Source organism: Amycolatopsis sp. NPDC031561 (assembly GCF_055580625.1).
Genome location: NZ_JBVILA010000042.1, coordinates 1 through 11,334, shown reverse-complemented (window position 1 = coordinate 11,334; position 11,334 = coordinate 1). Strand labels below are relative to the sequence as shown.

Annotated in this window: 11 protein-coding genes; 5 read left to right on the top strand and 6 right to left on the bottom strand. The window is 69.8% G+C overall.

Annotation, left to right across the window (positions count from 1 at the left end):
• Positions 1-294: 294 nt before the first annotated feature.
• The 5 genes from ACZ5IK_RS42995 to ACZ5IK_RS42975 all read left to right on the top strand — a co-directional run bounded on the left by ACZ5IK_RS42995 (position 295) and on the right by ACZ5IK_RS42975 (position 5,982).
• On the top strand, positions 295-1,383 hold the full coding sequence (locus ACZ5IK_RS42995) for a hypothetical protein (RefSeq protein ID WP_465492995.1): 1,089 nt from the start codon (positions 295-297) through the stop codon (positions 1,381-1,383).
• Entirely contained in the window at positions 1,383-2,537 is a 1,155-nt protein-coding gene (locus tag ACZ5IK_RS42990; RefSeq protein ID WP_465492994.1) for a toxic anion resistance protein, read from the top strand. The genes ACZ5IK_RS42995 and ACZ5IK_RS42990 overlap by 1 nt, the downstream gene beginning before the upstream one ends.
• Positions 2,534-4,156 carry a hypothetical protein gene (locus ACZ5IK_RS42985; RefSeq protein WP_465492993.1) on the top strand — a complete coding sequence of 541 codons (1,623 nt, stop codon included), beginning with the start codon at positions 2,534-2,536 and terminating at the stop codon, positions 4,154-4,156. Before ACZ5IK_RS42990 ends, ACZ5IK_RS42985 begins: the two co-directional genes overlap by 4 nt.
• Complete coding sequence (locus tag ACZ5IK_RS42980; RefSeq protein ID WP_465492992.1) at positions 4,153-4,746, top strand: hypothetical protein; 594 nt, start codon at positions 4,153-4,155, stop codon at positions 4,744-4,746. The genes ACZ5IK_RS42985 and ACZ5IK_RS42980 overlap by 4 nt, the downstream gene beginning before the upstream one ends.
• 135 nt (positions 4,747-4,881) lie before the next feature.
• Positions 4,882-5,982, top strand: a complete 1,101-nt coding sequence (locus tag ACZ5IK_RS42975) for a peptidase inhibitor family I36 protein (protein ID WP_465492991.1) — start codon at positions 4,882-4,884, stop codon at positions 5,980-5,982.
• A gap of 31 nt (positions 5,983-6,013) precedes the next feature.
• On the opposite strand, the gene ACZ5IK_RS42970 is transcribed toward ACZ5IK_RS42975, so the two are convergent.
• The 6 genes from ACZ5IK_RS42970 to ACZ5IK_RS42945 all read right to left on the bottom strand — a co-directional run bounded on the left by ACZ5IK_RS42970 (position 6,014) and on the right by ACZ5IK_RS42945 (position 11,044).
• A complete protein-coding gene (locus ACZ5IK_RS42970; protein ID WP_465492990.1) occupies positions 6,014-6,808 on the bottom strand; it encodes an LmeA family phospholipid-binding protein in 795 nt (264 codons plus the stop codon).
• Between the two features lie 46 nt (positions 6,809-6,854).
• On the bottom strand, positions 6,855-7,109 hold the full coding sequence (locus ACZ5IK_RS42965; protein WP_101612927.1) for a hypothetical protein: 255 nt from the start codon (positions 7,107-7,109) through the stop codon (positions 6,855-6,857).
• A gap of 200 nt (positions 7,110-7,309) precedes the next feature.
• The gene (locus ACZ5IK_RS42960) at positions 7,310-7,900 is read right to left on the bottom strand and encodes a maleylpyruvate isomerase mycothiol-dependent enzyme family protein (RefSeq protein ID WP_465492989.1); all 591 of its coding nucleotides are present in this window, start codon (positions 7,898-7,900) and stop codon (positions 7,310-7,312) included.
• 7 nt (positions 7,901-7,907) lie between these two features.
• Complete coding sequence (locus tag ACZ5IK_RS42955; RefSeq protein ID WP_465492988.1) at positions 7,908-9,317, bottom strand: M28 family metallopeptidase; 1,410 nt, start codon at positions 9,315-9,317, stop codon at positions 7,908-7,910.
• Positions 9,318-9,349: 32 nt separating this feature from the next.
• Positions 9,350-10,372 (bottom strand): HEAT repeat domain-containing protein, encoded by a 1,023-nt coding sequence (locus ACZ5IK_RS42950; RefSeq protein ID WP_465492987.1) that lies wholly within the window; start codon positions 10,370-10,372, stop codon positions 9,350-9,352.
• Positions 10,373-11,044, bottom strand: coding sequence for a HEAT repeat domain-containing protein (locus tag ACZ5IK_RS42945; RefSeq protein WP_465492986.1), 672 nt, complete (start codon positions 11,042-11,044; stop codon positions 10,373-10,375).
• Positions 11,045-11,334 lie beyond the last annotated feature (290 nt).

Genomic DNA, 11,334 nt, shown 5'->3' with positions numbered 1-11,334 from the left:
CGCCATCCCGTCTGCCCCCGTCCCCCCCCCCCCTCTCCCTCCCCCCCCCCCCCCCCCCCCCCCCCCCCCCCCCCCCCCCCCCCCCCCCCCCCCCCCCCCCCCCCCCCCCCCCACCGCCCGAATCGCCACGCACGACCAACCCTCCCCCGCGCCGATTTTCCCTCTGTCCCAACGTTTCGCCAGTAACTGACGACTTCTTCCGTTCATCGATCGTTCATTTCGAAATGGCTCGCCCGCGCGTCAAATGAGGTGAACGGGCTGAAGGATCAGGCCTGTGAACGAGGGGGTGGGCCGGTGAAACGCCGTCTGTCGATCGGCCTGGCAGTGGTGCTGCTGCTGGCCGTGGTCGCCGTGATCGTCTGGGGCCGCGGCGGTGACGAAGACACCGCGCAGGGGACCGGCCTGACCACGGTGCGCGGGGTCATCGGTTCGGAGAAGCTCGCGTTCTTCTCCGACAAGCGGGTGGCGGACGCGTTCGCCAAGCACGGCCTGAAGGTGGACGTCGACACAGCCGGTTCGAGGCAGATCGCGAGCATGGACCTCGGCGCGTACGAGTTCGCGTTCCCGTCTTCGTCGCCCGCCGCGCAGCGGATCCAGCGCGACCACAAGGTGACCGGCGTGCACACGCCTTTCCAGTCGCCGATGGCGATCGCGACCTTCGAGCCGATCGTGAACCTGCTGGCCGCCAACGGGATCGTGCGCAAGGGCGCGGGCGACTATCAGGTGCTCGACGTCGCGAAGTACCTCGAACTCGCGCAGAAGGGCACGCGCTGGGACCAGCTTCCCGGCAACACCGCCTTCCCGGCGCGCAAGAACGTGCTGGTCACGACGACGGACCCGCGTGAGTCGAACTCGGCGGCGATGTACCTGTCGATCGTTTCCTTCGTCGCCAACGGGAACAACGTGGTCAGCACGCCGGAGGCCGAAGCGAAGGTGCTGCCCGGGGTGTCGAAGCTGTTCCTCGACCAGGGCTACACGCAGAACACCACCGAAGGCCCGTTCGAGGACTACCTCGCGGCGGGGATGGGCAAGACGCCGATGGCGCTGATCTACGAATCGCAGTTCGTCGACAGGCTGGTCCGCGCGGACGGTTCGATCCGGCCGGACATGCGCCTGCTCTACACGGCGCCGACGGTGTACTCCAAGCACACGCTCGTGCCGCTGAAGCCGAACGGCGACCAGGTGGGCAGGCTCCTGGCGACCGATCCCGAGCTGGGGAAACTCGCCGCCACCTTCGGTTTCCGCACCGGCGACCCGCGGTTGTTCGCCGACGTCGTCGCCGCGGCCAAGGCGCCGGTGCCCGCGGATCTGGTGGACGCCGTCGAGCCGCCGTCGTTCGAAACCTTGGAGCGTCTGCTCGACGCCGTGAAGAAGCAGTACTGATGGACGATTTCACGCTCACTCCACCAGAACCGGTGGAGGCGATCCCGGCTGAGCGGGCCGCCGGTCTGGTCACCCTCGGCCCGGAGGTCCACGCCGAGGTCGCCGGCCGCGCGGAGAAGTTCGCCGCGCGGCTCGAAGCGCTCGACGTCAGATCGCCGGAGTTCACCCGTGTCCTGGACGAACTGCTCGCCGTCGGCGAGTCCGACATGCGCGCGGCGGCGACCGTCGCCGGTGCCATGCTGGACCGCTCGACGCGGGCACTGGCGGAAATCGCGTCACCGCAACAACAGGCGACGGTGAGCTTGGCCGGGCTCCGGCGGACCGTGGCCGAGATCGACCCCGCGAAACTGCCGATCACCGGCCGCAAGCTGATGGGGCTGATCCCGGTCGCGGGCAGCGCGAAAAAGGCGCTCGACCGCTATCGCGCCGCCAACGAGCCGGTGAACGCGCTGGTACTGGACCTGCGTGCGCGGCAGGACGTCCTGCGCCGGGACAACGCCGCGCTCAAGGGTGAGCGGGAGCGGCTGTGGGCCACGCTCGGCAAGCTGTCGGAAGCGGCCGCGTTCGCCGAGGCCGTCGACGCGGCGATCGACCGGCAGGTGGGGATCTTCGACCTGACCGATCCCGCGCGGGCCAGGTCGCTGCGGGCCGACGCGCTGCATCCGATCCGGCAACGGCATCAGGACCTGCTGACCCAGCTCGCGGTGAGCGCGCAGGGCTATCTGGCGCTGGATCTGGTGCGGCGCAACAACGACGAGCTGATCCGCGGGATCGAGCGGGCGGTGTCGACCACGGTCGCGGCGTTGCGGGTCGCGTTGCTGGTGAGCGGCGCGCTCGCCGGGCAGCAGGACGTCCTCGACGAGGTCCGGGCCGTGCGGGCGACCACCGACGGGCTGATCCGGGCGAACGCCGAACTGCTGGAGCTGCGCAGCGCCGAGATCCAGCGCGCGGGCAGTGATCCGGCGGTGGCGGTGGCGACGATCCGCGAGTCGTTCGAACGGATCTACCGCAGTATCGACGCGATCGACGAGTTCAAGGCGGGGGCCGTCTCGACGATGGCGGCGACCGTGGAGGCGCTGTCCGGGGAGATCCGGCGGGCCGAAGACCATCTGCGCCGGTCTCACGAGACGGCGACGGCCGAGGGGGCATCGTGAAACGCTGGACGGTGGTCACGCTGGCGGCGATCTGCGCGCTGTCACTGGTTTCCTGTGATTCAGGGGAAGGCACGACGGGACTGGGGGAGGCCGAAGCCGGCACTCTGCGCGTGCTCGCGGGCAGCGAGCTGGCGGACCTGCAACCGTTGCTGGAGCAGGAAACGGCGTCGACCGGGGTCAAGGTCAAGTTCCAGTTCACCGGGACGCTGGAAGGCACCGAGTCGCTCGCGAACGGGAGGGCGGACGGGCAGTACGACGCCGTCTGGTTCTCGTCGAACCGCTATCCCGCGGCCGTTCCCGAGGCGGCGAAACGGCTCGGCGAGCAGGTGAAGATCATGAGCTCGCCGGTGGTGCTCGGGCTTTCCGCGTCGGCGGCGCAACGGCTCGGCTGGGCCGAGCGGCCGGTGAGCTGGGGCGAGATCGCCGAGCAGGCCGGGAAGAAGGCCTTCACCTACGGCATGACCGATCCGTCGGCGTCGAACTCCGGGTTCTCGGCACTCGTCGGGGTCGCGTCGGCGCTCGCGGGTGCGGGCAACGCCATCGACGCGCGGCAGATCGCTTCCGTCACGCCGAAACTGACCGAGTTCTTCAGCGCGCAAACGATGTCGGCGGGTTCGTCCGGCTGGCTTTCCGAGGCCTACCAACGGCGGGCGAGCGGCCAGGATCCCGGCAAGAAGGTCGACGGCCTGATCAACTACGAGTCCGTCCTGTTGTCGATGAACGCGAGCGGGAAACTCCCCGAACCGCTGACGCTGGTGTACCCCTCCGATGGCGTCGTCACCGCCGACTACCCGCTCACCCTGTTGCAGAGCGCGAATTCCGACGCGCGGGACGCGCACCGCAAACTGGCCGAGCGGCTGCGCAGGCCGGACACGCAGATCAAGATCATGGAGATCACGCAGCGCCGCCCCGTCGTCCCGGGAGTCCGATTAGGACAACAGTTCGCGCGGAAGGACCTCGTCGAACTGCCGTTCCCCGCGACGCAGCAAGCGGTCGACGCGTTGCTGGGCGCCTACTTCGACAAGATCCGGCGTCCGTCGCGGACGCTGTACGTGCTCGACACCTCAGGTTCCATGGCGGGGGACCGGATGGCGTCGCTGCGCACCGCGCTGATCGGGCTGACCGGCGCCGACGGTTCGCTGACCGGCCGTTACCGCCGGTTCCGCAGCCGCGAAGAGGTCACGATGCTGCCGTTCGACACCGTTCCCCGCGGCCCGGAGACCTTCGCGGTGCCGGAAGGCGATCCGCAGCCCACGTTGGACAAGATCAAGCGGTTCGCGGAAGACCTCGACGCGAACGGCGGCACGGCGATCTACGACAGTCTCCAGCGCGCGTACGACATCATGGGCCCGCTGGTCGCGCGTGACCCCGACCGGTTCACCTCGATCGTGCTGATGACCGACGGGGAGAACGCGAGCGGTTCCACGTTCGAAGACTTCCAGCGGAAGTTCCCGTCGCTGCCGGAGCCGATGCGGCAGATCCCGGTGTTCACCGTGATCTTCGGCGAGGGCGACTCCGCCGAACTCGGCGAGGTCGCGAAACGCACCGGCGGCAACGTGTTCGACGCGCGGGGTGACGTGCTGCCCAAGGTGTTCCAGGAAATCCGCGGGTACCAATGACCCGGTACTTCGGCTCCACGAAGAACCTCGCAGGCTGTGTCGGCGGGCTCATCGGGCTCGTGCTGTACCTGACCGGTGTGGTCGGCGGGCTGTGGCCGGTGGTGGTCGCCGGGCTGTACGCCGTGTTCGCCCTGGTGGCGCCGCCCGAACGGGTCCGGCTGGTGCCGGTGGACGCCGTCGCCGAGGCCGGGCAGCTGCGCGCGGACCTCGACTCGCTGGTGGGCAAGGTGACCGCGCAGGCACAGCGCATGCCGGAGTCCTCTGTGGACGGTGTACGGCGGATCGTCGAGGTGCTCGACGACATGCTGTCCCGGACGGAGCGGTTGTCTGCCAACCCGGACGTCCAGCATTCCGTGACCAGGCTGGCGCGGACGGATCTGCCGCTTTCCGTGCAGACCTACCTCAACCTGCCGTGGTGGTTCGCCGCCAAAAGGCGGGCGAGTGGCGAGCCGAGCGCGTCCGAGGAACTCCTCGCGCAACTGGAGCTGCTGGAGACCGAAGCGCACCGGGTCGCGGAGCGGTTTTACGCCGGCGACGTCCATCAGCAGGCCGATCACACGCGATACCTGCGGGAGCGGGGCGAGGCCTGAGGCGGTCCCGATCAGCGGCAAGCGGGAACCAGTCTGCCGGTCGTTCTGCATGGGCAAGCCGGGGTTCCCTGCGCTGGACTGGGCGACGCCGATCCGGTCGAGGTCGGCGTTCCGTCTCTCCCAGGGAGCTCAGACGTGCGTAAATACAGACTCGGGGCGGCCGTCCTGGCCGCGGTCATGGTTTGTCTCGCCGGTGGTGTCCCGGCGAACGCCGAGCAGCGCGGCGACCATTGCGTCGCCGACACGGCGACCGAAGCGATCCGGTGCTTCGACAGCGTCGGCGAGTCACTCGCCGCGGCGTCGGCGGGCAAGGTCGGCGCCTCCGCCACGGTGATCAGCGTGCTTTACGAACACGGGAACTTCGGCGGCGCGAGTGTCGCGATCACCGGGTCTCCGTGCGTCGAGGGGACCAACCAGACCATCGGCTTCCTCGGCGACTGGAACGACAAGATCTCCTCGTTCCAGACCTTCCACAACTGCTACATCACGATGTACGAGCACGCCGAATACCAGGGCGAAAGCCAGGAGTGGTACGCCAACGACAGCGCCAACTACGGGTCGAACATGAACGACCGCGGCAGCTCCGTGGTGTATTCGCGCGGCCCTTCGCGCGCGGAACTGCTCAAGGACTGCGGCCGCGCAACCAAGAACTGCAACGCCCACGTCGACCAGCGTGGCCAGGACTTCTACGGCAGCTGGGGCCGTGTCGACACGGTGTACAACTGCAGTGCCAACAAGATCACCCAGGTGATCGGCAAACGCGACACCCGCAGCGGTAAGAACACGGTGTCGAACGAGATCAGCGTGAGTGCGGGCTTCCAGTTCCTCGTCGACTGGTCGGTCGCCTACAAGCGCACGTGGGGCCAGGAATGGGGCTGGGAGACCAGCGAAAGCGTCGAGACCCGGATCGAGGTGAACCCGGGCTACTGGGCGGGCCTGGACCGTTCACCGGTGATGCGGGTGGCCGACGGCTGGTATGACATGTGGTTCGACAAGCGCAAGTGGGGCCACAACCAGTGGTACGTCTGGAACTTCAGCGGTGAGGGCCCCGCTCCCGGTGTCGTGGGCCAGACCAGGACGGTCGGCAAGAAGATGACGTCGGACGAGAAGAAGAAGGTGTGCGGGAAGTCGGCAGGGCTCGTGCGGTCCTCCGCCGGAACGCAGGCGGAAAGCGCCGCCGCGGCGACGCCTGCCGCGCCCGCGGTCCACGTCGCGGAAGGACGACTGCACAGCTGACCCGTTCGGCGGCCGATGGTCACGCGCCTGGCTATCGGCCGCCGAGCTTCGGCAGGGTCAGCGTGGTGACCGCCGTCATCACCCAGCCCAGCAGGTCGCCGAGCGGGATCGTGGACAGCTTCTCCGGCCATTCCTCGGCCAGCGCGTGCAGGACCAGGTGACCGTCGTGCGCCTCGACCGCGGTGAGCCGGATCCCTTGCGGGAGTTCCGGCAGGGGCAGCACGATCGGCTTGAGTCGCGACGGCGGGCCGAAGCGGCGCCGTCCGATGTGGACGGCCATCGGCCGCAGGACGACGGCGTCGTCCTCCACAGTGGACTCCAGCACGAGATGTCCCCAGCGGGGCCGCTTCTCCCAGCGGACGTGGAAATTCCCGTCGTCGCCGGGGGTCACGATGATGCCCGGCCTGGCTTCGGCGACCCGTGCCCGCAGGATCTCAGGCGCCACCCTGATCGCCATCTTCACCTGTTCGGGGATGGCGGCGGGGGACGGGAGTGAGCGGAGCCGGACGTTCGACGCCAGCACGGTGATGCGTTCCAGCGGGGTTTCCGGCCAGTCGACGTCCTCCACGACGATGCGGACGTCGCCGATCCGGCCGGTGGCGGCCAGGCTGAGGCTGTCGGCCTGGTAGTCGAGCCCGGTCAGGGTGAGCCCGACGTCGTGCCCGTCCACCTTGGTCGTCAGCCGTCGCCCGACCAGCTGTTCGGTCACGGTCTTGAGCACCGCGGCCGGGGTCACCGGGACGTTCGGCAACAGCGCCCGCCCGGCGGCTGCCAGGCCGAACAGCTCGGGAAGGGGGTTCAGGTCGAACCATCTGCCTTCGCTCATCCGACCAGTGTCGCCGAACGGGACGCCGATTGCCGCCGCAGGGGGGTCAGCGGGCCGCGAAACGGGCGATCACGCCCGCCAGGATCACCCAGAAAGCCGCGGCCAGACCGTAGTCGAGGATGACCGCGAGATTCGGGTCACTCACCGGGAACAGCCCCGGCCAGAACAACGCCAGGGGTCCGGCGAGTGCCTGGATGAAGATGAAGAAACCGTTGCCCGCGTTGGCTCCCGCGAGAACCATCACCATGTACAGCAGCTCGATGAAAGCGAACAGCGCGCCGATGCCGGTGATGACCCGCACGGCCGTGTTGCTCCTACTGGTGGTTCGCCATCTGGACATGCCGAAAAAGTTCCCGGATTCCGCGACGGCAAACGCTTCAACGGCCAAGTTGCGCCGATCGGCCGTATCCACCTACTCCTCGTAGCCCGCCGGTGACCATGCGATGACCGTCGGTACAGCTGGTCGTGAGTGGCGTTTCGGGTTCTAACCCGAAAGGCCACTCACGACCCCAGCGGTGCGCCTTGCCACTGCCAGCCCGCGCGGGACGGGCGTCCGGGAAGGTCCACGCGGTCCGTGGCCCACAGCAACGCGGTCCAGGGATCGAGGCCGTCGGCGTCCACCTCCGGGAACATCCGCGCGAGCACCCGCGAACAGACGTCGCGGGGCGGATCGAGGGTGACGTCGAGCCCCCGGGCCATGTCCTCGCCGTGGACGAGGGTCTCGACGCACCCCATTCCGGCGAAACCCTCGAGGTCGGCGCGGCCGCTCGGGTGGTACGCGCGGACATCCGGGGCCACCGTGCGCAGCGTGGCGCCCAGGATGCCGCCGCCGACCGTGACGAACTCCAGCATTTCCGACGGAGTCGCGGCGCTGTCGGCGACGGCTTCGAAGCAGACGAACCGCGGCGTCGACGGCCGCGCGATCAGCAGTCCGGCGTAGGAGATGAGGCAGTCACCGAGGTGCTCGGCCGTCCGCCAGGCGTTCAGTTCGCCGGTGCCGGAGGCCGACGACCAGTCGTGGTCCGCCGCCTTTCGCAGGTCGCTCACCACGCTGGTCACCGCCGCGTCGAGATCGCCGGGCGTGATCGTCATCGGGGCCTCAGCTCAAAGGTGTCGGAAACGCGACCGGGCCGCGGCGGCCGTTCTTCCCGACCGCGCGCACGCCGAAGAACACGTTGTCCTTCGACAGATCGACCTTAGCTTCGGTCCTGTCGCCGACCCCGATCACGTGCGTCCATTCGGCCTCCGTCGTCTCCCGCCAGACGACCTCGTAACCGGCCAGATCCGGCTCGGTTCCGCGCCGCCACACCAGATCCGTGTCGTTCGTCAGCTGGTTCGTCCGGATCCGGACGTCCTCGGGGGCGCCGGGCGCGGTCGCGAGCGACCACAGCGTGGCTGCGTTCACCCGCGCGACCCTGGCGATGAACGGGAAGTCGCAGAACTCCGGCAGATCGCCGAACTGCTTGCCGTTCTCCACCCGGACGTCCTGGTGCTGGTGCGCGTAGTCCTCGTGCGGTTCGGTGAACCGCGCGGCCGGATATCCCTGTTCCAGGAACGGGATGTGGTCGCCGCCCCGGAGGTAGCGGTCGCGCCGGTAGATCACCCGCACCGACATCCCGGTCGCGTCGTTCTCCGCGACCGACCGCACGAACCGGGCCAGCTGGCGGGACGGCGAATCGTTCTCGCCGCCGACGGCGCGCCGGATGTCGGCCTGCGCGGGGGTTTCCGACGTCGGCACGCCCTCGGCGAACAGCCGGATCGTGCGCGGATCCCTTGTCCCGTCGTCCGCCCGGCTCGATCCGACGATGTCGTTGGTGAACATCGCACGCACGTTCGTGCCCGCCGTTTTGTACAGCGTGGCCAGATGCCGCGCGCCGAAGAGGCCCTGTTCCTCACCCGCGACGGCCACGAACACGATGGTCGAGGACGGGCGGCGGGTGGCGAACACCCGGGCGAGCTCCATCGAGACGGCGACTCCGGAGGCGTCGTCGTCGGCGCCCGGCGCGTCTTTGGTGGCGTCGAGCGGATCCGAACACCGCGAGTCGTAGTGACCCGACACGACGTGGACCCGCTCGGGCGTGGTGGATCCGCGCAGGGTGGCGACGACGTTGGTGATCGTGGTGGCGACGGGGATCCGGGGCGGGGCGGGCGGCTGCACGTACGACTGCAACTCGACCTTCATCCGGCCGCCCGACCTTTCCGCGGATTTCGACATCTCCGCGAAGATCCAGTCACGGGCGGCGCCGATGCCCCGGACGGGATCGGTCTGCGACGACAACGTGTGCCGCGTCCCGAAGGCGGCGAGCCTGCGGACGGTGGCCTCGATGCGGTGTTCGTCGATCTCCCGCAGGATCGCCCGGAGTTCCGCGTCGGGCCGTTGCGGGGCAAGGGATCCGCCGGGCCCGCGATCACCCGGCTGGTCGGCACCGGCCGGGACGCCGGTGAGGGCGACCGCCGACAGCGCGGCCGACGTGGACAGGAAAACTCGTCTGGACCTTTCCTCAGCCATCCTTCGTTCCTACGCGCGCGGGCATCGGACGTCTACCCGCGAAAAGGATGAGCGCGAGGTTCGAGTACTCCCGCGAGGGCCGAGGCGAGGAGGGCGACGGTGCGATCGTCGTCTCCGGCCAGGTTCCGCAGGACGCCCAGCGCCGGTTCCGGCGGCATCTCGACGAGGGCCTGGGTGAGGCGGATCCGCGTCGCGGGGTCCGCGCTGGTTGCGGCGAGTTCGTCGGTCAGCGCCTTCATGATCCGGTCCGCGCAGCCCGCGTCGCGTGCCAGGGTTCCGAGGACTTCGGCCGCTTCGACGTCGGTCGTGCCCTCGGCCACCATGCGGACGAGGGCCGGCACCGCGACGGTCTCGCCCCGCGAACCCAAGGCCAGCGCGGCACGCCCGCGGACGGCCTGGTCCGGGTCGTCGAGTGTCTCCGTCAGCACCGCGGTCGCGTCGTCACCGGACATCCCGGCGATCGCGAGGACCGCGCGCCGGCGGACCTCGACGTCCTCCGAACGCGTACCGGCCGCCAGACTCGCCACACCGTCGCCGCCCGCCCGCGCGAGTGCCCACCGCAGGGCTCCGGCGACGTTCGGATCGGCTTCGGCGAGGACCGCCCCGGCCAGCAGTTCGGTGGGCACCGGCACGTCTTCGGCCGGAGCCAGGACGGTCTGCTGCCGTCGCGCCGCGTGGGGCGAGTTGAGCCCGCGCAGGAGCTCGACGATGCGCAAGACGCCTTCCCAGCCGAAGGGCGCCGAGGCGTCGACCGCACGGAGCCGATCGAGCAACTCCTGTTCCCGCGCCAGGCGTTCCTCGGTCCGCCGGATGAGGTCGCCGACCAGATCGGACGGCTCGAAGGCCGGATCCTCCAGGGCACGCCCGATCTGGCGCAGCGACAAGCCGAGGGACCGCAGGCTCTCCACGTGGAAGATCCGGCGGATGTCCTCGTCGGAATACTCGCGGTAGCCGCCGTAAGTGCGGCCCGTCGGCCGCACCAGCCCGAGGGTGTCGTAATGCCGCAGCATCCGGCTGCTCACCCCCGAGCGGCGCGCCACTTCACCGATCAGCATTCACGCTCCTCCTGCTCGTTCCGGCCCGAGCGCGACGATCCGCTTCGCCTCGTCGACGGACGGGTCGAAAGCGGCCTCCGGGTCACGCAGGAGGCGCTCCGTGGCGCGGGCGTGCGCACGCACCTCCGGGTCGGCACTCGCCAGGCCCGTCCGCAGGGCGGGCTCGATCTCGTCTCCGAGCGCGACGAGCGCCCTGCTGAGACTCAGCCGCACCGCCCGGTCACCGCGGCCGAGTTGTGCGGCCAGGTCCCCGGCCAGCTCTTTCCGCGCCCCGTCGGGGACGAGGACGACGGCGGCACGCCAGGCGCTTCGCGCGACCTCGTCGTCGGCGTCGTGCAGCAGCGACCGGGTGATCGCGGGCCACGCGGTACCGTCGCCGATCTTGGACAGCGTGTGCAACGCCTGGCTTCTGGCCTGGGCGATCTCGGAACCGAGCTCCGTCACGAGCGCAGGCACCGTGTTCTCCGCGGGCAAGCGGGTCAGCGCCCAGGTCAGCATGTCCCGCACGAAGAAGTCCGGCTCGATCGCGCACCGCGTCACCAGCGCGTCGACGAACCGGGCTTCCGGGTACGTCCCGGCCGCCAGGGCCGCCTGGAGCCGCGCCGACGAGCTCTCCGAGCTCAACGCGTCGAGCAGCCGCATGTCCGGCGAAGTCCTCTGTGTCGTGTCCATGGGGATCACCTCCTGCCCACAGTGAAGACCTTGTCACGATGTCAAGGTCAAGCACGGAGCCCGGACTTCTATCGGGTGAGGCGGCCGAATGTGCGTTCGCGCAGGGTGGTCGTGAGTGGCGATTCGGGTTCTGACCAAGGGTGCCTTAGGTACCTACTGGATTTGCGTGCGAGTGTTCGCAAGTTCGTGGTGCCCAGCGGCCGTGGGGGGGGGGGGGGGGGGGGGGGGGGGGGGGGGGGGGGGGGGGGGGGGGGGGGGGGGGGGGGGGGGGGGGGGGGGGGGGGGGGGGG

What these genes read in the sequence shown, in the direction of transcription:
- ACZ5IK_RS42990 (WP_465492994.1), top strand. Translation starts at nt 1,383, where the DNA reads ATGGACGATTTCACGCTCACTCCACCAGAACCGGTGGAGGCGATCCCG.
- ACZ5IK_RS42980 (WP_465492992.1), top strand. Translation starts at nt 4,153, where the DNA reads ATGACCCGGTACTTCGGCTCCACGAAGAACCTCGCAGGCTGTGTCGGC.
- ACZ5IK_RS42970 (WP_465492990.1), bottom strand. Translation starts at nt 6,808, where the DNA reads ATGAGCGAAGGCAGATGGTTCGACCTGAACCCCCTTCCCGAGCTGTTC.
- ACZ5IK_RS42960 (WP_465492989.1), bottom strand. Translation starts at nt 7,900, where the DNA reads ATGACGATCACGCCCGGCGATCTCGACGCGGCGGTGACCAGCGTGGTG.
- ACZ5IK_RS42955 (WP_465492988.1), bottom strand. Translation starts at nt 9,317, where the DNA reads ATGGCTGAGGAAAGGTCCAGACGAGTTTTCCTGTCCACGTCGGCCGCG.
- ACZ5IK_RS42950 (WP_465492987.1), bottom strand. Translation starts at nt 10,372, where the DNA reads ATGCTGATCGGTGAAGTGGCGCGCCGCTCGGGGGTGAGCAGCCGGATG.
- ACZ5IK_RS42945 (WP_465492986.1), bottom strand. Translation starts at nt 11,044, where the DNA reads ATGGACACGACACAGAGGACTTCGCCGGACATGCGGCTGCTCGACGCG.